Origin of the sequence: Streptomyces sp. NPDC006516 (assembly GCF_040611875.1) — a bacterium.
Taxonomy (GTDB): Bacteria; Actinomycetota; Actinomycetes; order Streptomycetales; family Streptomycetaceae; genus Streptomyces.
The window spans coordinates 27,446-51,601 of record NZ_JBEXPD010000001.1 but is presented as its reverse complement, the minus strand read 5'-3'; the positions used below and the strand labels follow the sequence as shown (position 1 = coordinate 51,601).

At 72.2% G+C, this 24,156-nt stretch carries 15 protein-coding genes; 8 read left to right on the top strand and 7 right to left on the bottom strand.

The features are described from left to right. The first annotated feature begins 46 nt into the window (after positions 1-46). The 4 genes from ABZY45_RS00180 (at position 47) to ABZY45_RS00165 (ending at position 6,073) form a co-directional block, all read left to right on the top strand. Entirely contained in the window at positions 47-1,414 is a 1,368-nt protein-coding gene (locus tag ABZY45_RS00180) for an extracellular solute-binding protein (protein WP_356734489.1), read from the top strand. A gap of 4 nt (positions 1,415-1,418) precedes the next feature. Beyond that, on the top strand, positions 1,419-2,792 hold the full coding sequence (locus ABZY45_RS00175) for a sugar ABC transporter permease (RefSeq protein WP_356734487.1): 1,374 nt from the start codon (positions 1,419-1,421) through the stop codon (positions 2,790-2,792). Then, the gene (locus ABZY45_RS00170; protein ID WP_356734485.1) at positions 2,789-3,670 is read left to right on the top strand and encodes a carbohydrate ABC transporter permease; all 882 of its coding nucleotides are present in this window, start codon (positions 2,789-2,791) and stop codon (positions 3,668-3,670) included. The genes ABZY45_RS00175 and ABZY45_RS00170 overlap by 4 nt, the downstream gene beginning before the upstream one ends. 168 nt (positions 3,671-3,838) lie before the next feature. Further along, a complete protein-coding gene (locus tag ABZY45_RS00165; RefSeq protein ID WP_356734483.1) occupies positions 3,839-6,073 on the top strand; it encodes a CDP-glycerol glycerophosphotransferase family protein in 2,235 nt (744 codons plus the stop codon). 73 nt (positions 6,074-6,146) lie between these two features. Here ABZY45_RS00165 and ABZY45_RS00160 read toward each other — a convergent pair whose 3' ends face one another. The 6 genes from ABZY45_RS00160 to ABZY45_RS00135 form a co-directional block, all read right to left on the bottom strand. Beyond that, the gene (locus tag ABZY45_RS00160; RefSeq protein ID WP_356734481.1) at positions 6,147-7,295 is read right to left on the bottom strand and encodes a glycosyltransferase; all 1,149 of its coding nucleotides are present in this window, start codon (positions 7,293-7,295) and stop codon (positions 6,147-6,149) included. After that, complete coding sequence (locus ABZY45_RS00155) at positions 7,292-10,138, bottom strand: CDP-glycerol glycerophosphotransferase family protein (protein ID WP_356734479.1); 2,847 nt, start codon at positions 10,136-10,138, stop codon at positions 7,292-7,294. Before ABZY45_RS00155 ends, ABZY45_RS00160 begins: the two co-directional genes overlap by 4 nt. Further along, positions 10,135-13,587 carry a CDP-glycerol glycerophosphotransferase family protein gene (locus ABZY45_RS00150; protein WP_356734477.1) on the bottom strand — a complete coding sequence of 1,151 codons (3,453 nt, stop codon included), beginning with the start codon at positions 13,585-13,587 and terminating at the stop codon, positions 10,135-10,137. The genes ABZY45_RS00155 and ABZY45_RS00150 overlap by 4 nt, the downstream gene beginning before the upstream one ends. A gap of 101 nt (positions 13,588-13,688) precedes the next feature. Further along, positions 13,689-14,552, bottom strand: a complete 864-nt coding sequence (locus ABZY45_RS00145; RefSeq protein WP_356734475.1) for a TylF/MycF/NovP-related O-methyltransferase — start codon at positions 14,550-14,552, stop codon at positions 13,689-13,691. A gap of 11 nt (positions 14,553-14,563) precedes the next feature. Then, positions 14,564-15,274, bottom strand: coding sequence for a methyltransferase domain-containing protein (locus tag ABZY45_RS00140; RefSeq protein ID WP_356734473.1), 711 nt, complete (start codon positions 15,272-15,274; stop codon positions 14,564-14,566). A 92-nt stretch (positions 15,275-15,366) separates the two neighbouring features. After that, complete coding sequence (locus tag ABZY45_RS00135) at positions 15,367-17,400, bottom strand: CDP-glycerol glycerophosphotransferase family protein (protein WP_356734471.1); 2,034 nt, start codon at positions 17,398-17,400, stop codon at positions 15,367-15,369. Positions 17,401-17,500: 100 nt separating this feature from the next. Here ABZY45_RS00135 and ABZY45_RS00130 point away from each other — a divergent pair, with 100 nt between their 5' ends. Then, positions 17,501-20,989: a CDP-glycerol glycerophosphotransferase family protein gene (locus ABZY45_RS00130; protein ID WP_356734469.1), complete on the top strand. Its 3,489-nt coding sequence runs from the start codon at positions 17,501-17,503 to the stop codon at positions 20,987-20,989. A gap of 138 nt (positions 20,990-21,127) precedes the next feature. Then, complete coding sequence (locus ABZY45_RS00125) at positions 21,128-21,514, top strand: VOC family protein (RefSeq protein WP_356734467.1); 387 nt, start codon at positions 21,128-21,130, stop codon at positions 21,512-21,514. A 92-nt stretch (positions 21,515-21,606) separates the two neighbouring features. Here ABZY45_RS00125 and ABZY45_RS00120 read toward each other — a convergent pair whose 3' ends face one another. Then, positions 21,607-22,212 carry a TetR/AcrR family transcriptional regulator gene (locus ABZY45_RS00120; RefSeq protein ID WP_356734465.1) on the bottom strand — a complete coding sequence of 202 codons (606 nt, stop codon included), beginning with the start codon at positions 22,210-22,212 and terminating at the stop codon, positions 21,607-21,609. Between the two features lie 141 nt (positions 22,213-22,353). On the opposite strand from ABZY45_RS00120, the gene ABZY45_RS00115 reads away from it, so the two are divergent. Together ABZY45_RS00115 and ABZY45_RS00110 are read left to right on the top strand one after the other, a co-directional pair. Continuing rightward, positions 22,354-23,295 (top strand): ABC transporter permease, encoded by a 942-nt coding sequence (locus ABZY45_RS00115; RefSeq protein WP_356734463.1) that lies wholly within the window; start codon positions 22,354-22,356, stop codon positions 23,293-23,295. After that, a complete protein-coding gene (locus ABZY45_RS00110; protein WP_356734461.1) occupies positions 23,288-24,088 on the top strand; it encodes an ABC transporter ATP-binding protein in 801 nt (266 codons plus the stop codon). The genes ABZY45_RS00115 and ABZY45_RS00110 overlap by 8 nt, the downstream gene beginning before the upstream one ends. The last annotated feature ends 68 nt before the right edge of the window (positions 24,089-24,156 follow it).

The following is a 24,156-nucleotide window of genomic DNA, read 5'->3' as shown; positions in this document are numbered from 1 at the left end:
GGTACCGGTACGCACACATGGGCGCACAGGAGAGACGGGGCAAGGGATGCGCAGAACCCTTCGAATGCGTAGAGCCGCAGTGGTGTTCACGGCGATCGGGGCGCTGGCCCTCACCGGCTGCGGCGGTGACGGGGACGGCGAGGACAAGGCGGGCGAGAAGTCCGGAGGCAAGAGCCCGGACAGCGCCTCGACGGTGAACCTGCCGAAACTGGACGGCCAGAAGCTGTCGGTGGCGGCGGTCTGGACCGGCCCCGAACAGGCCAACTTCACCAAGGTGCTCGACGAGTTCGAGAAGCGCACGGGGGCAACCGTCACCTTCGTCCCGGCGCAGGACCCGATCGTCAACTTCCTCGGTACGAAGATAGCGGGCGGCCAGCCGCCGGACGTCGCGATGATCCCGCAGGTGGGAGCGATCCAGCAGGCCGTGGCCAAGAAGTGGGCCAAGCCCGTCGGCGACGAGGCGCGGGCGCAGCTGGGCCAGAACTACGCGAAGGTCTGGCAGGACCTCGGCGCGGTCGACGGCACCCAGTACGGCGTCTACTTCAAGGCCGCCAACAAGTCCCTGATCTGGTACAACGCCAAGGCGTTCGAGAACGCGGGCGCCAGCGAGCCGAAGACCTGGAAGGACTTCCTCGCCACCGCGGAGACCGTGTCCGCCTCCGGTGTCACCCCGGTCTCGGTCGGCGGCGCGGACGGCTGGACGCTCACCGACTGGTTCGAGAACATCTACCTCTCGCAGGCCGGGCCGGAGAAGTACGACCAGCTGGCCAAGCACGAGATCAAGTGGACGGACCCGTCCGTCAAGGACGCGCTGACCACCCTGGCCGAGCTCTTCGGCAAGCCGAGCCTGATCTCCGGCGGGGCCGACGGCGCGCTGCAGACCGAGTTCCCCGCGTCCGTCACCCAGACGTTCACCGGCGGTGACCAGCCCAAGGGCGCGATGGTGTTCGAGGGTGACTTCGTCGCCATCAACATCGCCCAGACGAAGGCGAAGATCGGCACGGACGCCAAGGTCTTCCCGTTCCCGGCGGTGGGCGCGGAGTCTCCCGTGGTGACCGGCGGCGACGCGGCCGTGGCACTCAAGGACGGCGAGGGTGCCCAGGCGCTGCTGACCTGGCTCGCCTCGACCGACGCGGCGAAGATCTGGGCCGAGGCGGGCGGCTTCATCTCGCCCAACAAGTCGCTGGACGCGGCCTCGTACCCCAACGACGTGCAGCGCAAGATCGCCGAGGCACTGATCGCGGCCGGTGACGACGTCCGCTTCGACATGTCCGACCAGGCCCCGCAGTCCTTCGGCGGGACGCCCGGCAAGGGTGAGTGGAAGACGCTCCAGGACTTCCTGAAGAACCCGAAGGACATCGCGGGGACCCAGGCGAAGCTGGAGTCCGACGCGGCCAAGGCGTACACGAGCTGACGGGATGACCACAGTGAGAACGGGGGGCGCGGGAGCCGCGCCCCCCGCCGACAAGCGTCCTGATCCGAGCACGGCGGCACGCACCCTCAAGAGCGTGACCGGCACCCGCAGGGTGGTGGCAGCGGTCTTCCTGCTGCCCGCCCTGGTGCTGCTGGGTGCCCTCGTCGTCTATCCGATCGTCTACTCCGTCTACCGCTCGTTCCTCGACCAGCCGGGCACCGGCTTCGTGGGCCTGGACAACTACAAGGAGCTGTTCACCGACGACACCATCCGGACCGCGGTCAAGAACAACGCGATCTGGGTCGTGTTCGCGCCGACGGTCTCCACCGCGCTGGGCCTGATCTTCGCGGTGCTGACCGAGCGCATCCGATGGGGTACGGCGTTCAAGCTGATCGTCTTCATGCCGATGGCGATCTCGATGCTGGCCGCGGGCATCATCTTCCGGCTGGTGTACGAGCAGGCACCGGAGCGCGGCGTCGCCAACGCCGTGGCGGTGGGCGTGCACGACACGTTCGCCCGGTCCTCGGGCTTCCCCAAGGCGCATCCGCTGCCCGTCCACCCGCTGAAGGCGGCCGGCGGGGGTTCCTTCGTCACGAAGGAGACCGTGCGGGCCGGTGAGCCGGTCAGCCTCCCGCTGGTCGGCGTGGTCCCGGCGAAGATGCCGGGCGACGCGGAGCCGGCGAAGGTGCCCACCGCGTCCGGCGAGGGGATCACGGGAACGGCCTGGCTGGACTTCACCAAGGGCGGCGGAGGCAAGCCGAACGTCGTCGATCCCAAGGAGCTCGGGCTCAAAGGCATCACCGTCGAAGCGGTCAAGGACGGCAAGGTCGTCGCCTCGGCCACGGCGGGAGCGAACGGGGTGTTCACCCTGCCCGCCTCGGCGGACGGGTCTCAGCTGCGGCTGCCGGCGGACAACTTCCGTGAGCCGTACAACGGGGTCGACTGGCTCGGCCCCTCCCTGGTGACGCCCGGGATCATCGGCAGCTACGTCTGGATGTGGGCCGGCTTCGCCATGGTGCTGATCGCGGCCGGCCTGGCGGGCCTGCCGCGCGAACTGCTGGAAGCGGCCCGGGTGGACGGCGCGAACGAGTGGCAGGTGTTCCGCCGGATCACGGTGCCGATGCTGGCACCCGTGCTCGCGGTGGTGCTGGTCACGCTGATGATCAACGTCCTGAAGATCTTCGACCTGGTCTTCATCATCGCTCCCGGCTCCTCCCAGGACGACGCGAACGTCCTGGCCCTCCAGCTCTACCGCTCCTCGTTCGGCACGGACGCGGATCTCGGGGTCGGCAGCGCCATCGCCGTACTCCTGCTGCTGCTGGTGATCCCGGTGATGCTGTTCAACATCCGCCGCATTCGGAAGGAGGGACGCCGATGACGACGCCGGCAAAGACCGCCGGGGCCTATCAGTCCCTCGCCTCGCGGATCGCCGCACGGGCCGGTGGCGGTGCCATGCGGGTCTTCCTCGTCCTGGTGGGCCTGTTCTGGCTGATGCCGACCATCGGCCTGCTGCTCTCCTCCCTCCGCGGAGCCGAGGACATCGCGGCGACCGGCTGGTGGAAGATCTTCACCGCCCCGTCGGAGCTCACCTTCGACAACTACCAGCGGCTGCTGGAGAACTCGGTCATCACCGATTCCCTCTTCAGCACGGTGATGATCACCGTCCCGACCACCGTCCTGGTGGTCGTGATCGGCTCGCTCGCCGGGTACGCCTTCGCGTGGATGGAGTTCCCCGGCCGCGACTGGTGGTTCCTGCTGGTGGTGGGGTTGCTGGTCGTCCCCGTACAGGTGGCGCTGATCCCGGTCTCCGAGCTCTTCGGCACCCTCGGGATCTTCGAGACGACGTTCGGCGTGATCATGTTCCACACGGCGTTCGGACTGCCGTTCGCCATCTTCCTGCTGCGGAACTTCTTCGCCGAGATTCCCCGTGAACTGCTGGAGGCCGCACGGCTGGACGGTGCGGGCGAGATCCGGCTGTTCACCCGGGTGGTGATGCCGCTCGGCGGTCCCGCGATCGCGTCGCTCGGGATCTTCCAGTTCCTCTGGGTGTGGAACGACATGCTCGTCGCCCTGATCTTCGCGGATTCGGACTCCCCGCCGATCACGGTGGCGCTGCAGCAGCAGGTCCGCCAGTTCGGTAACAACATCGACGTGCTGGCGCCCGGCGCCTTCCTGTCGATGGTGATTCCGCTGGCGGTGTTCTTCGCCTTCCAGAGGCAGTTCGTCTCCGGGGTGATGGCGGGCGCCGTCAAGTAGGCGGAGCCGCTCAGTACATACGTTCGTCAACACAGGGCGGCCCTTTCACTCTCGATCGGGCCGCCCTACCTCGTGTTTCCCCCGAATGCCACGTCCGGCGTAACCAAGTCACTCCATCGGCCGTTTGCGGGCCACCTGCCCGCCCGCGAGCGAACCCCTGGATGTGTTGTGCCCCGGTTCAGTGTCATCGTGCCCGCGTACCGGGTCCAGGCGTATCTGCACGCGTGTCTCGACTCCGTGCTGAACCAGTCGTTCAAGGACTACGAGATCATCGTGGTGAACGACTGCTCACCGGACGCCTGCGGCCCGATCGCCGATGAGTACGCCGTCCGTGACCCCCGGGTCAACGTCGTCCACCTGCCCGCCAACTCCGGTCTCGGACCCGCCCGGAACGCCGGTATGGCCAGGGCGACCGGAGACTACCTGCTGTTCCTCGACGGCGACGACACCCTCACCCCGGAGGCCCTCCAGGCCGTCGCCGACCGCCTGGACGCCACCGGCGGCCCCGACGTCCTGGTCTACGACTACGCCCGTACGTACTGGTCGGGCGAGAGCGTGCGCAACGTCTTCGCCCACCACCTCGCCGAGACCGGCCCGCCCTCCTTCCGGCTCGCGGACCGCCCCGAGCTGCTCAAGGTCCTGATGGTCGTCTGGAACAAGGCCTACCGCCGCGAGTTCGTCGAGGCCGAGGGCTTCACCTTCGCCCCCGGCTACTACGAGGACACGCCCTGGACCTACCCGGTGCTGATGGCCGCGGGGTCGGTCGCCGTCCTGGACAAGGTCTGCGTCGGCTACCGCCAGCGGCGCCGGGGCAACATCCTCTCCACCACCACCCACCGGCACTTCGACATCTTCGACCAGTACGACCGCGTCTTCGCCTTCATCGACGCGCGTCCCGAACTCGCCTCCTGGCGACCGGTGATGTTCCGCCGCATGCTGGACCACTTCTCGACCCTCTACACCTCCCGGGGCCGGCTGCCGCGCGGCACCCGGGCCCAGTTCTTCCGCCTCGCCCGCGCCCACTGCCGCCGCTACCGCACCCCCGGCGCCCCCGTGCCCCGCCGCGCCCGGCTGCGGCACGCCCTCTTCCGGCTCGGGGCCCACCGCACCTACCGCGCCCTGTGGGCCGCACAGCGGCTGCGCGGCCGGCTGGGGCGCGCGGCGGCCTCCCTGCACCGGGCGGCACGCGGTGCGGCGCTCCAGCTGCACTACCGCGTCCAGCTCCGGCTGCCGCTGCGTCCGGGCGACGCGGTGTTCGCTGCCTACTGGCACCGCGGCTACACCTGCAGCCCCGCCGCTCTGGAGGCCGCGGCCAGGGCCCTGGTGCCGGGGCTCCGCACGTCCTGGATCTGCCGCCCCGAGGACGCCGGCACGGTGCCGGAGGCGACCCGTGTGCTGCATCCGGGGACGGCCGCCTACTGGACGGCGCTGGCACGCTCCAAGTTCCTCGTGAACAACGTCAACTTCGACCGCCGACTCGTCAAGAGACGGGGGCAGATCCTGCTCCAGACCCATCACGGGACGCCCCTGAAGACGATGGGCACGGACCTCGTGCACCGTCCGGCGGCGGCCGGCTCCATGGACTTCGAGCAGTTGCTGCGCAACGTCGACAAGTGGGACTTCTCGCTCTCCGCCAATCAGCACTCGACCCTCGTCTGGGAGCGCACCTACCCCTCCGGCTACACCACGCTGGAGTACGGCAGCCCACGCAACGACGTCTTCCACCGCACCGGGCCCGAGGAGACCGCCAGGCTGCGCGAGCTGCTGGGCGTCCCGGCCGGCAGCACCGCCCTCCTGTACGCCCCGACGCACCGCGACTACCGGCGCACCCAGCGGCACTCCCTGGACCTGGAGCAGCTCGTCCGCGTCCTGGGCCCGCACTTCGTGGTCCTGACCCGCTCCCACTACCTGGACGCCACGTCCCGGGCCACGGCCGGGCACACCGCGCATCCACGGATCATCGACGTCAGCGCCCACCCGTCCGTCGAGGAGCTCTGCCTCGCCTCGGACGGCCTGATCACGGACTACTCCTCGCTGATGTTCGACTACGTCAACCTCGACCGCCCGGTCGTCCTGTACCTGGAGGACGCGCAGGCGTACGAGGCCGCACGCGGGACGTACTTCGATCCGGCCGCCTTCCCGCCCGGAGCGGTGGCCCGCGACCAGGAGGAGCTGCACGAGATCTTCGCCACGGACCACTGGCGCGGGCCGCGCTCCGCGCAGCGCAGGGCGGCCTTCCGGGCGCGCTTCTGTCCGTACGACGACGGGCACGCGGCGGAGCGGGTGGTGCGCCGGGTCTTCCTGAACGACACCTCGGGGCTGCCGGCGCCCGCCCCGCTGACCGGCCGGGGACCGACTGGGGTGCCCCGGCAGGTGCCGGTACGGGAGTACACCACCGGCTGAGGCGCGGGCCCGGGCCGCCCCGGGGCCGTGCGGGCCTCCGCCCGGCGCCCCTGCGGCCCCGGGGAAGGGCCCGTCAGCGCTCCAGGAACGCGAAGAGCTCTTCCCAGCGGTGCATGATCTCCGCCTCGGAGAACCGCTGGACGTTGGTCCGCGCACGGTCCCCCATGGCGTCCCGCAACCGGGGGTTGCCGGTGAGCCTCAACAGCCGGTCGGCGAGCGCGCCGATGTCACCGGCGGGCGCGAGGAGACCGTCCTCGCCGTCGCGCACGATCTCCCGTACACCCGGGGCGCAGTCGAACGCCGCGCAGGGCAGCCCGCTCGCCATCGCCTCCATCAGCGCCAGCGGGAAGCCCTCCCCGCGTGAGGACTGCACGAAGACGGAGGAGGCGGCCAGCGCCCCCGGCACGTCGTCGGTGCGCCCCCGCCAGCCGACCGAGGCGTCCAGCCCCAGCGCGGTGCACTGCGCCCTGAGCTCCGCCTCGTCCTCACCCGTGCCGTGGATGTCCAGGCGCCAGTCGGGCCGTCGCGGAGCCACCAGAGCCCAGGTGTCCAGGAGCATGTCGATGCCCTTCTGGTCGGTGAGCCTGCCGACGCTCGCGACCGACTTCTCTCGGCGCGGGGAGGGCAGTTCCGGCAGGGCGGCCAGGGCGTTGGGCATGAAGCCGACGTTGTTCATCCCGTCGCCCGCCCAGATGTCCGCGTCCTCCTCCGTCAGGACGAGCCAGCGGTCGAGCTGCGCGTAGTGGTTCTTGATCCAGCGGTAGCGATGGCTCGCCCGCGAGTAGTCGTAGGACTCGTGGCTCATCCCGACGACCCGCAGCCCTCGGGTGTCCGCCTCGCCGACCCACTCCATCGCCCAGACCTGGCTGACGATCACCACCGCGCCTGGCCGTGCGGCGCGGAAGATCTCGGAGAGCCGCTCGACGGCACGCCGTTTCCCGGCGGCGCGGGCCGCCTCCTTCCTCCGTTCGGCGATCCGGAAGCGGTCCCGCAGACCTTTCGGTGCCCAGGGGGTCGGAGGATGAGCCGGGTAGAGAGCGGTGACGGGGTAGCCGGGCGGGTCGGGCAGCGCCATCTTCCGCTCGGCGGCGTGGATGCCGACGGTGTGCACCCGGTGTCCGGCCTCCTGGAACAGCTGGGCGGTCCGGTGCATCCAGCCCGTCACACCACCGAGTTCGTCGGTGCTGTTGGCGACGATGAATACGTCACGGCTGCGGCTCATCGGCGGGCCTCCCCGGTGCGGGCGGTACGGGACGGGACGAGATGGCGGGCGAAGACGGTGTCGACGACCGCGCGTGCCGCGTCCCCGCGGTCGTAGGCGCCGAACTCCGCGGCGAAGGCCGCGCGCGCCTCCTGGTGCGCGACGTCCGCGCTCTTCAGCCGGGCCAGCACGCCGAACAGCTCCTCCTCGGTCGTGGTCACCGGGCCCGGCGCCTTCTCCCGCAGGTCGAAGTAGCTGCCGCGCTCGGCGGCGTACTCGTCGAGGTCGGGGGCGAACAGCACGATCGGGCGGTCCAGGAGGGCGTAGTCGAACATGATCGACGAGTAGTCGGTGACCAGTACGTCGGCGAGGGCCAGCAGTTCGCTGACGTCGTGGTGGCGCGAGACGTCCACCACCGTCCCGGGCGGGCAGGCGGGCAGGCTCGCCGCCTCCAGGTAGTGCGCGCGCACCAGCAGCGTGCAGGTGTCGCCGAAGCGCTCCGCGAAGCGTGCAGCGTCCAGCAGGAGCCGCCGCCGCTTGCGTTTGCCCGGCCCGCCCCGGAAGGTCGGCGCGTAGAGCACCACCTTGCGGTGGTCGGGCAGCCCCAGCTCGGCCGCGAGCGGCGGGCGCGGCAGCCGGCCCTCGGCCTCGTCCCTGACACGCGCCGCGACCAGCGCGTCGTTACGCGGGTAGCCGGTGCGCAGCAGGGCCTCGTCAGGCAGCCGGTAGGCGCGGGCCAGGGTCGCCACGTCGTGCTCGGAGCGGACGAGGAAGTGGTCGAAGCGGTGCACGGCCCGCTGGAGCCGCTCGCGCTGCGGGGCGTTCTGCAACCGCACCCGGGTCTCGTCGAAGCCCATGCGCTTGTACGCCGAGCCGTGCCAGGTCTGCAGATAGGTGGTGCCGGACGGCTTGTCCAGGTGTTGCGGGAACCCCTGGTTGTCGACCCAGTACTCCGCCCGGGCAAGCGCCCAAAGATACCGCCACGACCAGCGGCGCACGAGCCGGGCGTCCTCGGGGAAGCCGTCCGGGGAGTCGGCGTACGACCACACCACGCGCAGCGGCAGCCCCCGGGCCCTCACCTCCTCGTGGACGGCCCGGGGGCTGTCGCCGTAGCAGGTGCCCATGTGGCTCTCGAAGACCACGGAGCCCTTGCGCACGGGAAGCCGCAGCAGCCAGTTGTTGTAGACGGAGGCCTTGAAGCCACGGGCCCGCAGCCGGTCCCGGCGCCTGCCCAGGGCCTTCACCAGGAGCCTGACCCGGCGCGCGGGGCGGAAGTGGGTGGCGTAGTGGACCAGACGCCGGGCCGTACGGGCGGGACGGCGGCGCGCTTCGAGCCGCAGGGCCAGGTGGTCCCGGAGGGTGATGTAGGGCTGCCAGGTGTCCCCGGTCAGCCTGCCCAGCCGGGGCCTGGCCGGGGAGCCGTGCGCCGGGCCGACCAGGTCGTGGGCGGCGAAGAGGTCGCTGACCGAGCGGGTCCGGCCGTCCTCCACCACCATCCGGACGTCCCACACCGTGTCGCGGGGACCGAACGCGCCCAGCAGGCCGGTCAGGTCGGCGTGGGTGGACCAGCCGATGCCGGTGGCGTCGGCCCGCAGTTCGTCCACGGGGGCGCGGAAGGCGCGGGAGCCGTCGCGTACGCGGAACTCCAGATGGGCTGTGAGGGGGCCGTCCGGGTCCGGCCCGGTGTGCGAGGGCAGGACGAGCCGTCCCGCGAGCAGGACCCGCCGGCCGTCGGCCTCGTAGCGGGTGAGCCTGTTCATGAGCTTCAGCTCGCCGAACGGGCGGTACTGGTGGCCGAGTTCGGTGACGTCCAGGACGGGATCGGGGCCACCTGGCCAGTACACCCGCCCGTCGTCGCGGACGGAGAGCGGCGCGGTCACCGTGCCCCGCCTGCGCAGCGCGTAGGCCGCGGCGAGCACCCCCTCCGCGTCGCCCCGTTCCAGCAGCCGCACCCCGACCCGTTCGACGGGCGGAAGGGTGATCAGGGCCCGCTCCGCCACGCACTCGGGCAGGACCCGGGCGGCCGTCGTGGCGATCCTGTCGCGTTCGGCGGCGGGCAGACGCGGCCAGTCGCGTACCAGGGGCACGAGGTGGTCGAGGAGGAAGGCGCGGTCCCGCTCCTCGCGCAGCTCGGCCAGCCCCTGCGCCACCAGCACATGGCACACCCGCCGGTGCGCCTCCACGAGTCCCGCCAGGTCCCGGCCGGCGTCCGGCACGGCTCGGCCGTTGACGATCCGGCGGCGTACGAGCGCGATCCGGCCGACGACGGCAGCCGCCAGCGGCCCGAAGAGGATCTCGCTGTGCGTGAGGTCCTCGTCGTAGCGCAGCAGGTGCCGCTCCAGGGCCTGGCGCCGCAGACAGAATCCGGTGACCAGGGAGTCGTGCACGGCCAGTTCGGGGGCGTCCGTGAACCGGGCGACGGTCCGGGAGCGGAGGAACAGCGGGCGCTGCCAGGAGGGTTCGCGTTCCTTCGTGTCCTCCCCGGTCAGCCGGCTCCAGCGCCCGGCGACCAGGTCGGCGCCGGTGCGGGCGCCGGCCTCCCAGAGGTTGCGGCAGGCATGCGGATGGAGGCGTTCGCCCTCGCCGAGCACGAGGACGTACGTGCCGCGCGCCGCGTCCAGACCGGCGTTGCGCAGGGCCGCGGCCGACCCCGCGTCCCCGGCGAGGACACGGACCCGGTCCGGGTCGCGCCCCGCGAGCGCCTCCGCCTGCGCCCGCAGCCCCTGCGATGCTTCGGCGGGCAGCGTGACCAGGGCTTCCACCGAGCGCAGGCTCTGCTCCAGCACGGATTCCACGGACGCCCGCAGGGCATCAGGGCCGCCCGCCGTCGCGGTGACCACACAGCTGAAGTCGGGCTCGCTCATGCCTGGGCCCCCTTGAGCATCCGGTCCACGACCTGCGCCGCGGCCGTCCCGTCGTCGAGGTCGCAGAAGGTCTCCCGGAAGCGGGCGTAGGCCTCACGGTGCCCGGCGGTCGCGGCGTCCGGGTCGCGCAGTGCCTCGACGACCCCGGCCGAGCCGGTGATCAGCGGGCCGGGCGCCTGGTTCTCGAAGTCGAAGCAGAAGCCGCGCAGGGTGTCGCGGTAGTGCTCCAGGTCGTACGTGTGGAAGAGCATCGGCCGGCCCGTCTGCGCGAAGTCGAACATCAGGGACGAGTAGTCCGTGACGAGCACGTCGCTGATCAGCATCAGCTCGGCGACGTCGGGGTGGCGCGAGACGTCGCGGACGAAGTCGCTCTCCGGGATGCTCCCGCCGACCAGGTAGTGACGGCGCACCAGCAGCACGTGGTCCTCGCCGAGCGCCTCCCGGGCCTGTTCCAGGTCCAGTTGGAGATCGAGGCCGTACCGTCCGCTCTGCTTGGGCCGGTCCTCGCGCCATGTGGGGGCGTACAGGACGACCCGCTTGCCGTCGGGCACGGCGAGCGACTGCCGGACGGCGGCGGCGATCTTCGACCGGTCGGGTGCGTACAGCACATCATTGCGCGGGTAGCCGCACTCCAGTACCTCGCCGGTGTGACCGAAGGCGCGGCGCAGCACGGGCGTGGAGAAGCTGTTCGGCGAGACCAGCACGCTCCACTGGGCGGCCCGCCGGGGCATGGAGGCCATGTACGCGGCGTCCGCGAAGGCGGTGCCCTCCAGGTCGCGGCCGATGCGCTTGAGCGGGGTGCCGTGCCAGGTCTGGACGACGAACTGGCCCTCGGCGCGCTCGAACCAGGACGGCAACTGCGTGTTGGTGACGATCCACCGGCTGCGGGCGAGGGCCTCGTGCCACTCGGCGCTGTGCAGGGCCACCGCGCGGACCCCGGCGGGTACGGCGGCCTGCTGGTCCCGCACGACCCAGAGATGCTCGACGCCGGTGTCACGGCGGGCCAGTTCCTCGTGGACGGCCCGGGGCGAGTCCGAGTACTGCCGTCCGTCGAAGCTGGAGTAGAGCACCGCGTCCCGAAGCTCCCCACCGCGCGCGGCGGCGTACGCGGCGCGCAGCCTTCGCTGTCCGTACGGCCCGCGGTCGGCCGGCGGCAGGGCGCTGCCGGACTCCAGGCAGAGCCGGTCGTGGAAGCGCCGCTCCAGGGTGAAGCGGCGCCCGCCGGCCTCGCGGTGCAGCGGCAGTCCGGCGTGCAGCTGGGGCGCCAGCCTCAGCGGGAGGTAGCGCTCGGGATCGGTCTCGCCGGGTTCGCGGAGGAAGGGGTACCACCGGCCCTCGGCGAGCGGGAGGATGCCGCCCGCGCCGGGGACCGCCCCGGGGGCGAGCTCCGCGCGGAACTCCTCCCCCACGCGCTCCACGGCGAAGGCGGTCTCCTCCTGGTGGCCGCTGTGACGCAGGACCAGCTCGTCCGCACGGTCGCGCCCGGCGGGGAAGGTCCACTCCAGGAGCAGGCGGGTCTCGTCCGTCCAGGCGGCGCGCGCGACGACGGGCCGCACGGCCCGGTCCGTGAGCACCAGGTCGCCCGAGGGGTTGGGGGCGGCGTACACCTCACGGCCGCCGGCCAGCGGATAGCGCCCCGCGTCGGTCTCCGTGCGGGCCGCGACCGTCAGCCTGCGCGCGCCGCCGACCAGTTGGACACCCCAGTCCCCGTCGGCGCCCGCGAACGCCGACAGCGGCACATCGGCCAGCAGGGTGCGCCCGTCCATGCTCGCGTCCGCGGTCAGGGGGAACTCGCGGGCCGTCCTCGTACGCCACTCCTGGATCCGCAGTGCCGTCGGGCTCTCACCGCACAGCAGCCGCACCGCGATCCGGATGGCGTCCCCGGTCTCCGTGGGAGCGTGCCCGGCCAGCACCGCGTCGATCCGTTCGGCGCGCAGCTCCAGCTTGTTGCCGGAGAGCAGCGGGACCACCCGCGTGCGCTCGTCGACGTACCGCACGGCGGGCGCGGCCGGATTGCCGAGCAGCCGCATCGGGCCCCGCCTGGGGCGTCCCGCTCCGACGACGACGGATTCCAGCTTCCAGAGAATCCGGGCGCCGGGGGGCGCGTTGCGGGCGACGAGCCGGCGCGGGTCCACGACGGTCTCGAAACCCGAGCGCTCGTAGCGGTGCAGCGAGCGGCCCGACCTGGCCGCCGCCTCGTCCGTCACCGTCCGCCGCAGCCGGAGCGGCAGCACGCGGCGGCCGGCCCTCAGCCAGCCGGCCCCGGCCGACCGGCCCGGGGCGTTGCGGACGTACGCGTACCCCTTGAGGTGCAGGAGGCCGTCCCGCCACACGGCCTCGGTGAGGTGCGCGTGCACGGGGAGGTCCCCGGCCGACAGGGCGGTGACGCGGCGCGGGAGCGGCGCCTCGATCCCTGGATAGCGGGCCGACGGGCGCAGCCTCCCCCGTACGTGGAAGGTGTCGCGATCGGTGGACTCGTGGGCCAGGAGGGCGAGGAGCTCCGCCGTCCTTCGCTCCCGGATGAGCTGCCACCTGACGCGCAGGTGCAGGGGCAGCGCGTCGAGGACGGCCGGGTCGACCGTGTCGGCGAAGGCGTTGGCATGGGTGAGGAAGGCCTCGTGGAAGCTCTCGTCGCCGTCCGGCAGCGCCTCGATGAAGAGCCACAGGTCACCGGAGAGCGCGTGCTCGTCGTAGCGCCGCTTCGCCTCCGTCATCCCCCGGTCCGCGAGGAACCGGCTGACGGTGGAGACGGCGGTGACCCGGTCGCGGATGCCACGGGCCACCGCCCGCCTCGTCGTGATCGAGCCGTCGCGGTCCCGCCAGTGGTAGACGGGCGCCTCGACGACGTCCACGCCCCGGGCCAGGAAGTGGGCGGGCAGCACCACGGCGATGTCCTCGTACAGGACCCCGGTGGGGAAGGCGAAGGCGTGCTCGTCCCAGAAGGACCTGCGGAACACCTTGTTGCAGGCGATGCGGTCCCCGAGCAGGATCCAGTCCCGGGTGACATGGGTGCCCCTGCGGGGTTTTTCCATCGGTCTGCGGAACATCGGGGACTGTTCGAGGACGCCGTTGGGCCGGAGCCTGAGCACGTTGCCCGTCGCGAAGTCGGAGCCCGAGGAGTCGAGTTCACCGAGCATCCTGGCGAAGGCGGCCTCGGGGACGACGTCGTCGCTGTCGACGAACGCGAGGAACTCGGCGTCCGGATGGGCCTGTCCGGCTCCGGCGTTGCGCGCGGCCCCGAGCCCGGCGTTCCTCTGCCGGATCAGCCGGAAGCGCGGGTCACGCCGGGAGAAATCCAGCGCCACGCCGGCGCTGCCGTCCGTCGAACCGTCGTCGACCATCACGACTTCCAGGTCGGCCATGGTCTGTCCGGCGAGCGAGTCCAGGCACTCTCCTAGGTACTCCTCGACGTTGTAGAGCGGGACGACGACGGTGAGACGGGGTGCCATGGCTCTGCGCACGATCCTTCCGGAGGGACTGACGGGCTTCCTCTGTATGGAACGAGCCCCGTGCCGGGGAGGCACGGGGCTCATCAACGGGGGCCGATCGCTCAGGGCTTGACGGCGATACGGCCCTCGTCCATGCGCAGCAGCAGGAGCCGTTCCCCGGTCTCCTCCAGGAACTCGTCGACGGCCTGACGCGAACCCTGCCAGTAGCCGTAGTCGTCGATCAGCAGGACCCCTCCGCTGACCAGACGGCCGTACAGGTGCTGGAGTTCGTGCTTGGTCGAGGCGTACCAGTCGGTGTCCAGCCGGAGGATGGAGATCTGCTCCGGTGCCTGCTCCGGAACGGTGTCCTCCACCTTGCCCCGCACGTAGTGCACCCGGTCCTTCGGGTACGGCACCTGCTCGAACCCGGCCTGTACGTCCTCCAGCGAGGCCACGGCCCAGATCGGCCGGTCCTTGCCCTGGGCGTCCAGCAGTTCCCGGGCCGGCCTGCCGTCACGCCGCAGGTCCTCGGCGGTGGGCGGGGTCATGCCCTCGTACGTGTCGAAGAGGTACAGGTCACGGTCGGTCGCGCCGAGCGAGAGCAGCGTCTTCGCGCAGGCCTGCATGGAACCGCCGCGCCACACACCGCACTCGACGATGTCGCCGGGGATGCCGTGCTTCACGACGTGCCGGGTGGCGAGCACGAAGGCGTTGAGCCGCTCCGGAGAGGTCATCGTGTACGGCTTGACCGCACGGATGATGTCCTTCGCCTCGTCGTCGTAGTCCACGGGGAGCTGGGGCGGCCTCTTCGCCGCGCCCGTCCGGGCGGGCGGCTTCGGCGCCGCCGCGGGCACGGCGGCGGGGGCGGACCGGGGAGCGGGCAGGGTCGCGCGCCTGAGCTGGTATCCGGTGAGTTGCTGAAGGACGCCGTTGACGGCGTTGCGCCAAGCCATGGGGCGGGACAGTACGCGCGTTATGCGGCTCATGTCATCTTTCGTCAACCTGTCGTTGATGGCGCCGTACGGGTGTCCGGGCGTCCGCACAGCTCCCGGCCGTCCAGCGGGCGCGGAAGGGGCACCCGCTCCACTCCGCCCACCCGGTTGGCCCACCACACCGCCGTCTCCCGCACCGCGAACATGGTCAGCCGCGGATAGCGCGCCGGCCTGCGGAAGACGCCGACGGAGTCGCCCCAGTAGGCGGCCTTGGCGTCGATGGACCGGTAGTCGTGCCAGATGCCCTTGGAGGGCGGGAAGTCCGTGTACGCCTCGCGGAGTTCGAGCCCCGAGTGGGCGGCCATCGCCCGGAAGCCGTCGGGGTAGTAGCGCCAGCAGTCCTGCGCGTCGTGGACGTGGCCGCGCGAGGGAGCGGTGATGAAGGCGTGGCCCCCGGGCTTGAGCACCCGGGCGATCTCCAGCATCGACACCCAGAAGAAGGGGATGTGCTCGAACGCCTGGCCGGACAGCACCACATCGGCGCTGCGGGACTTCGCGGGGATCCGGTAGGGCCGGGTCATGACGGCGTCGACGTTGGGGCCGTCGAGGACGTCGACCCCGAAGTAGTCGATGTCGTGGTCCGCGAGCAGGCCCCGGTGGGTGCGGGTCTGTTTCCCGGAGATCCGCGATCCCAGGTCCACCACACGGTGCCTGCGGGTCTTCGGCAGGTACTCCTCGATGCAGAGCTGCATCTGCTCGTAGGCGGACCGGTGCATGAGCTTCTCCCAACGTTGCCGTGTGCGCGCGCTGTTGAGCACAACGACGGCGGGATGCGGAGGGGTCGGCCCCGTACGGGTGACCCCGGAGTTCAGTCCGCCGGCACGCGGAAGACCCGTCGCACCACCCGCTCGGCCGCCCGCCCGTCGTCGTACGGGCAGAAGCGGGCGCGGAACGCGGCGCGCAGCGCCTCGGCCTCCGGCGCCCGCCACGCGCCGCTCCGCAGCACCTCGCGCAGCCCGGCCTCGGTGGTGGCGACCGCCCCCGGGGTCTCACCGGGGCGCCCTGACAGCAGGTCGAAGTAGGTGCCCCGGGACGCGCGGTAGGCCTCCCAGTCGGGCGCGTAGGTGATGACGGGGCGGTCCAGGCAGGCGTAGTCGAACATCAGGGAGGAGTAGTCGGTGATCAACGCGTCGGAGGCCAGGCAGAGTTCCTCGACGCTTCGATGCCCGGTGACGTCGATGACCCGGTCCCCGGCCGCCGTGCCCGAGGAACGCCCGTAGAAGTAGTGGGCCCGCACCAGCAGCACCCAGTCCGGGCCGAGTCCGGCGGCGAGGCCCTCCAGGTCGAGCCGGGGGAGGAAGCCCCTGCGGTAGTCGCGGTGGGTCGGCGCGTACAGCAGTACGGTCGCCCCGGGCGCGATGCCGAGCTCCGCCCTGATCTTCGCGGACCGCTCCCCGGTCGCGGCGCACAGGAGGTCGTTGCGCGGGTAGCCGTAGGGCAGGTGCTCGTACGACGAGGGATAGACCCGGTCCCAGACCTCGGTGCTGTGCGGGTTGGCGGAGAGGCTGAAGTCCCACTGGTCGGCGTGGGCGACGATCCGTTCGAAGCTGACGCCGCCCGTGAGGGCCGGGTAGGGGCGCTGGTCCAGGCCCATGGTCTTCAGCGGCGTCCCGTGGTGGGTCTGGAGGTAGACCTGGCCGGGACGTTTGGTGAAGCCGCCCGGGAAGCTGGAGTTGTTGACGAGGTACGTCGCGGTGGCCATGGTCCGCCAGTAGGCGCGGGAGCCCTCGATGACGTACGGGACGTCCGGCGGCATCCGGTCGAGGTGGCGGGAGGAGACGACCCACACGCCGCGGATGTGCGGGACGAGCTCGCGGGCCTTGGCGTAGACGGCGGCGGGATTGCAGGCGACACCACGGTTCCAGTAGGCCCCGTAGACGGCGAGGCAGGGGTCCAGCGGGCGGTGCAGGTCGGCGCGGTAGGCCGCCCGCATGACCCGGGCGCGCAGCGACTTCCGGCCCGCGCGCGCGGCGCTCCGCGCGCGGGTGCGCCCGGCGCGGACGGCGTCGCGGGCGCGGTACGCGGTGTACCGGCCGGGCAGCCCGGCGGCGCGGAAGAAGGCGGCGCGGTCCCCGGGGGCGATCCGGCCGGGGTCGGAGAGCACGGCGGTCAGATGTGCGGTGCGCGCGGCGGCGACGCGCGGGTCACCGCCGGTCTCGGCGGTCAGCCGCTCGTACGCCCCGATGACGGCGAAGTGCGCGCGGCCCCGGGCCGTGGCGGGCGTACCGGTGCGGCGCAGCCTGTGGCGCACGCAGATCCGGTCGAGCGTGCCGAGCGTGCCGGTGTCCGCCGCGAGGAACACCGCGCGGTGCACGGGCACGACGTCGTCATAGGGGCCCTCGGTGAAGCGGAGGGCGTGGGTCTCCCAGAAGGCACGGCGGAAGATGTGGTTCCGGGCGTACGTGAGGGCGTCGCCCGGCTGTGTACCACCCCACGGGTCGAGCTCGTCGTGCCCCAGGCGCAGTACGTCGGGCGGGCGGTGGGTGAGGCCTGGTGCGCGTGGACCCGCCGGACCCGGGGCCAGGTGCGCGGCGATCTCCGCCGCCGCGCCCGGCAGGAGCAGGTCGTCCCCGTCGAGGAAGAGCAGGTAGGCCCCCCGCGCCGCCGCCGCACCCGCGTTCCGGGCTGCCCCCCTGTCCCAGGGGCGGTCCGCCGGCAGCACCCGCACCCGGGGATCGCGCGCCGCGAACTCCCGTGCGATGTCGAGGTCCAGGCCCCCCTCCGGTGCGGCGACGGCGATCAGCTCGCAGTCCCCCGCGTCCGCCTGCCCCGTCACCGACTCCAGGGCCTGTCTGAGATACCCCTGAACACGGTGGGCGGTCACGACGACACTGAGAAGCATGGCAGCCGAGCGTAGTGCGGACCGGGCGGCCCGCCCTACGCGTCTTCACCCGTTCGGGTCAACGGCGTGACCCACGGCGCTTCCCCGGGTTGAGCCGTACATGAAGCCACTCCTCAGCGTCGTCGTCCCCGTGCACAACGTCGAGGACTACCTGGAGGAGTGCCTCCTGTCGTTGGCCGGCCAGTCCCTCGCCGACATCGAGGTGGTGCTCGTCGACGACGGCTCCACGGACGGGAGCAGCCGGATCGCGCGGGACTTCGCGGCGCGGGACGACCGCTTCCGCTGCGTCCGCCAGTCCAACGCGGGACTGAGCGCCGCCCGGAACACGGGGATCGCCCACACGACCCCGGGCGTCCCGTACCTGGCGTTCGCCGACAGCGACGACGTCGTCGTTCCCGACGCGTACGAAAGGATGCTGGCATCCCTGGAGTCGACCGGCTCCGACCTGGTGACGGGCAACGTGTGGCGCCTGAACGACCAGGGCAGGCAGCAGGCCTGGCAGTACCGCTGGCTGACCGGCGACCGCCCGCGCACCCACATCACCCGCGACGCCCGGCTGCTGGCCGACCGCGTGGCCTGGAACAAGGTGTTCCGCCGCTCCTTCTGGGACCGGCACTCCTTCACGTTCCCGGTGGGCAAGCTGTACGAGGACACCCCCGTCATGATCCCGGCGCACTATCTCGCCGGATCGGTGGACGTGCTGCACCGGCACGTCTACCACTGGCGGGTGCGGGAGGGTTCGATCACCCGGCGGCGTACGGACGTCCGTGGCGTACGCGACCGTATCGCGGCGTGCGAGCAGGTCAGCGCGTTCCTGGCGGGCCGCGATCCCGAGCAGCGGCTGCGCTACGACACCTCGTGCCTGCGGGACGACTTCGTGTACTTCCTGGAGGGACTGCCGATGGGCGGCCCCGCCTACCGGTCGGCGTTCATGGAGGACGCGGGCGCCTTCCTGGACCGTGCGGGCGAAGCGGCACTGACCGGTCTGCCGGCCGAGGCACGCATCCGCTGGCGGCTGGTGCGGGAGCGCAGGCTCGGCGAGCTGCTGGCCGTCCTGGAATTCGAACGGGCCAACGGCGCGGGCACATTCACCGTGGAAGGGCCGCCGGGTCGGCGGCGCGCCACGCACCCCGGGATCACGGCAGGCCGGGGCGTGTCGGCGCGCCTGGGCCGCGGCGATCTCCCCGCCGTGGCACGGGCGGTGGAGTCGTCCTGGGGCGAGGACGGCAAGCTGCGGCTGCGCGGGTACGCGTACATCCGCAACCTCCCGGCGTCCTCGGCCCGGCAGTCCCTGAAGGCGGGCCTCCTGCGGGAGGCGGGAGGCCGGCGGCTGCGGGCGGCGCCTGTCCGCACGGTACGGACGGACCGGCCCACCGCGGACTCCGGCCAGGAGAGGCACTGTTACGACCACGCGGGTTTCGAGATGGTCCTGGACCCCGGGCGGCTGGGGCAGGGCCGCTGGCTGGTGGGCGTGGTGGTGGCCGGGCACGGCGTCGTACGGCGGGCGGCCCTGCGCGCCGTGGAGGCGGGTGCGGCGCAACCGCTCGTCCACGACCTGGGCGGAGGACGGCGCGCGGTGCTCGGCTACCGGGACGGGCGGCTCGAACTGACCGTGACCCACCTGCCCGCGCTGGCGGTGGCCCACGACGGCGGTTCCTCCGGCACCCTGGAACTCACCGGGCGGCTGTACGGCGGGAGCAGGCCCACGGCTCTCGTGCTGACCCGCGACGGGGCCGCGGAGCACCTCTGCCCGGTGAGCTCCACCGGCTTCGCCACTCCCGCCGCCTTCGGTGCCCGGATCCCGCTGTCGGCGCTCGCCGCGTGGACCGCCGGGACCACCGAGACCACCGAGACCACCGAGACCACCGAGACCACCGGGACCACCGGGACCGCCGCCGACAGGGTCGCGGCCACGAAGTCCGCCGGCCCCGTGGAGCCCGGCGGGCCGGCCGGGCGTGCCGGTGACCGCTGGCTGGTGGCGCTCCAGGCCGCCGACGGCACCCGCGTACCGCTCGCCGCCGCCCCGGACCTGCCGCCGCCGGCCTTCGCGGACCCGGCGGGCCGGCTGGTGGTGGAGGTGACCGGCGAACCGTTCGTGGAGGGCGCAGGGCCCGCTCCGGACGGCGGGCTGCGCCTCGACGTCCGCGCGACCGCTGCGGGGCCCCTGGTCCTGCGCCACAGCGCGCTCGGCGAGGCGGTGTCCGTCCCCGTCGAGGGCAGGGAGGGCGGGTTCGCCGCCGTCCTCACCCAGCCACCATGCGAGGGCGAGTGGGAGGTGCTGCTCGACGGCCGGACCGTACGCGTGGGGGCGGCGTTCGCCGCACGCCTGCCCATGGCCGCCGCCGGGGCGCGGTTCCGGCTCGACCGCCGTCACGGCGACCGGCTGACCCTGCACTGCGCGCCCGCGCTCGGGGATGCCGAGCGGAGCGCGTACCGCCAGGCCCGTCTGCGGACGGCGCACTACCCGACGCAGCGGAAGCTGCCGCTGCGGGACGCCGTGCTCTGCACGGGAGAAGGCTCACCGCGCGCCGTGCACGCCGAACTCGTGCGCCGGAGCACGGGTGCGGAGCAGCTCTGGGTCACCGACGGGTCGGCGGGAGACGCGGGCCGCGTCCCGTCCACGGCCGTGCCGGTCGTGGCGCACGGCACCGCCTGGTACGAGGCACTGGCGCGGGCCCGTCACATCGTCGCGGCCGGCCCGCTGCCCGTCTGGTTCGAACGCAGGCCGGGCCAGACGGTGATCCAGACCTGGCACGACACTCCGCTCGGCCGGTTCGGGCTGGACCTCGAAGGCTCGCTGTACGCGGACCACCAGTACCTCGCCACGCTGGCGCACCGCTCCGCCCAGTGGTCGGTGCTGGTCTCCCCCGGCACGTTCGCCACTCCGCACCTGCGGCGCGCCCTCGGGTACGACGGCGAGGTGCTGGAGGCGGGCTCCCCGGCCACCGACCTGCTGTACGCACCGGACCGGGACAGGACGGCCGAGCGCGTACGCCGGCAGCTGGCCGTCCCTGACGGCCACCGCGTCGTGCTGTACGCGCCGACGTACCGGGACCATCTCGCGCACCCGCCGGGCAGCGTTCCCCCCGGCTCGGCACCGCTGTACCGCTGGGATCCCGCGCTCGGCCTGCCGGCGCTGGCCCGCTCGCTCGACGCGCGTACCACCGTGCTGGTCCGCAGGCACCCCCGGGTGACCGGCAGTGTGCCGGCGCACGCCTCCCTGCGCGACGTGTCCGCACACCCGGACACGGCGGAACTGCTGCTGATCGCGGACGTGCTGGTCACGGACTACTCGGGGCTGGCCTTCGACTTCGCGCACACCGGCCGTCCGATGCTGTTCCACACCTACGACCTGGAGCACTACAGGGACACCGTGCGCGGCTTCTGCCTGGACTTCGAGGCCCGCGCTCCCGGTCCTCTGCTCGCCACCACCGAGGAGGTGGCCCAGGCCCTGCGTGACCTGCCCGGGGCCACGGCGCCGCACGCAAAGGCGTACGCGGCCTTCCGCCGTGACCACTGCGGCCCGGCGGACGGCGGGGCCGCCCGCCGGGTCGTGGACCGGCTGCTCGCCCGGGGCGGTGACGGCTGAGGGCCTTTCGTCCGAACAAGAGACTGAGGGGCACCGTCCGGCCGATGGCACGATCGCGCCCCGGCAGGCAGCCTGGGCACCGAACCGCTCCGGAGCATCGCGGCGCGGTGGCCCGACCCCACAACCGGAGAGCACCTCATGAGGATCCACCTGTCCAGCGTGTTCGTCGACGACCAGGACAAGGCCCTGCGCTTCTACACCGACGTGCTGGGCTTCGTGAAGAAGCACGAGATCCCGCTCGGCGCGGCCCGATGGCTGACGGTCGTCTCGCCGGAAGACCCCGAAGGGACGGAACTGCTGCTGGAACCCGACGGCCACCCCGCGGTGAAGCCGTACAAGACGGCGCTGGTCAGGGACGGCATCCCGGCCGCTTCCTTCGCCGTCGACGACGTGCCGGCGGAGTACGAGCGGCTGCGCGCGCTCGGGGTGCGCTTCGCCCAGGACCCCGTGGAGACGGGTCCTGTCACGACCGCGGTTCTGGACGACACCTGCGGCAACCTGATCCAGATCGTGCACAGCGGGTAGTCACGCACGGCACGTGCGGCACGCGTGCTCGGGGCGGGACACGGCACGGACCGCCCCGGGCGCGTCGTCGCGACCCTCGCGGCCGCGCCCCGTCAGGCCTTGAGCGCCCGGACGGCCGAGGCCGCGAGGTCGTCCAGGTACCCCTTCGGCAGATCGCCCCGGACCACGACCAGGCGCCAGTAGAGCGGGCCGACGATCAGGTCGAGCGCCCGGTCCGGATCACTGCCCTGCGGCAGCTCCCCCCGTTCCACCGCCGCCCGCACGACCACGGCGGCCACGCCCTGCTGCTGGTCGAGCAGCGCCGCCTTGATCATGCCGGAGATCTCCGGGTTACGGGCCGCCTCGACCAGCAGATCAGGGATCACCTGCGAGGCCACGGGATGCCGCAGGGCGTACGCGGCCAGTTCGAGCACCGCGCGCACATCGCCGTACAGCGAACCGGTCGCGGGCGCCGGCATGCCCTGGGCGGCCACGGCGGCGACCAGGTCCAGGACCAGGTGGAGCTTGGACTTCCAGCGGCGGTAGACGGCGGTCTTGCCCACCCCCGCCCGCCTGGCGATGCCCTCGATCGACATCCGCGCGAATCCCACGGCGGCCAGCTCCTCGAAGACGGCGCCGCGGATCGCGTCGGTCACGTCCTCGCGCAGCACCGCGGCACCTGCCGGGGTGCGGCGCCCGGTTCGCCGTTCGGTGGTCATGGCCCGAATGATAGACCGTAACGACGAAACGGTTGCGTTGCGACGTACAAACGTCCTAGTCTCAGCGTTGCGACGATACGGTGCCGTCCCATCGAGACCCGCCTGTTCGCCCTGTTCCTCCCGCCCCCGTCGAAAGCGATCGTGGTGAGCCAGACAGCAGCCCCGCCGGCCCCGGTGGACACCGCATCTCCCGCCCTCCTCCCCGTGTACGAACCAGGCGAGCTGGCCGCTCTCGCCGCGCGCCACGGACTGACCGTCAGCGGGGCCCGCCCGACGCTCGGTGCGTACGTCAAGCAGCTCTGGGGGCGGAGGCACTTCATCACGGCGTTCGCCACGGCCAAGCTGACCGCGCAGTACAGCCAGGCGAAGCTGGGCCAGATCTGGCAGATCATGACCCCGCTGCTCAACGCGACGGTCTACTACTTCATCTTCGGTGTCCTGATGAACACCAAGCACGGAGTCCCCGACTACGTGCCCTTCCTCGTCACCGGCGTCTTCATCTGGACCTTCACCTCGAGCTCGATCACCGCCGGCACCCGGGCGATCAGCGGCAACACCGGACTCGTCAGGGCCCTGCACTTCCCCCGCGCGTCCCTCCCCATCGCCCTGGCCCTCCAGCAGCTCCAGCAGCTGATGTTCTCCCTCGGCGCGCTCTTCATGATCCTGCTGGTGTTCGGCCAGTACCCGCGGCCCTCCTGGCTGCTGGCGATCCCGGCGCTCGCCCTGCAGGCCCTGTTCAACACCGGCGTCTCCATGGTCATGGCCCGGCTGGCCGCCAAGACCCCCGACATCGCCCAGCTGACGCCCTTCGTCCTGCGGACCTGGATGTACGCCTCCGGCGTCATGTGGAGCCTCGACACCCTGCTCACCGCCGACCGGGTGCCGCGTCTCGTCCTGCTGGCCCTCGAATGCAATCCCGCCGCCGTCTACATCGACCTGATGCGCTACGCCCTGATCGACAGCTTCACCGGCGCGCAACTGCCCCCGCACGTGTGGGCCGTCGCGACCGGCTGGGCGCTCCTCTGCGGCATCGGCGGATTCGTCTACTTCTGGAAGGCAGAGGAGAGGTACGGACGTGGCTGACACCCCCGAATCGCGCGTGCCCACCGTCGTCGTCGACGACGTCCACATCACCTACACGGTCAACGGCGCCCGCACCGGGCGCGGGAGTGCCACCTCCGCCCTGAACCGGATCGTCTCGCGCCGCCAGCCGCGGGGCGCACGCCAGGTGCACGCCGTGAAGGGCGTGAGCTTCGCCGCGTACAAGGGCGAGGCCATCGGCCTGATCGGCTCCAACGGATCCGGGAAGTCCACGCTCCTCAAGGCGATCGCGGGCCTGCTGCCCCCGTCGAAGGGCCGCGTGCACACCCAGGGCCAGCCCTCGCTCCTCGGCGTCAACGCGGCCCTGATGAGCGACCTGACCGGGGAGCGCAACGTCGTGCTCGGCGGCCTGGCCATGGGCATGACCCGCGAGCAGATCCGCGAGCGCTACCAGGACATCGTCGACTTCTCCGGTATCAACGAGAAGGGCGACTTCATCACCCTGCCGATGCGCACCTACTCCTCCGGCATGGGAGCCAGGCTGCGTTTCTCCATCGCTGCCGCGAAGAGCCACGACGTCCTGCTCATCGACGAGGCGCTCTCCACGGGCGACGCGAAGTTCCAGCGGCGCAGCAAGGACCGGATCATGGAACTCCGCGAGGAGGCCGGCACGGTCTTCCTCGTCAGCCACAGCAACAGGTCCATCACCGAGACCTGCGACCGGGCGATCTGGCTCGAGGCGGGGACGCTGCGGATGGACGGGCCCGCCAAGGAGGTCGTGGCCGCGTACGAGGAGTTCACCGGGCCCGTGAAGCCCAAGAAGCCCAAGAAGTGAACCCGTGAACCGGCACCTGCCGGGAAAGCCGGGAAAGCCGTCCGCCGGACGGGCCGAGTCGGGCCCGT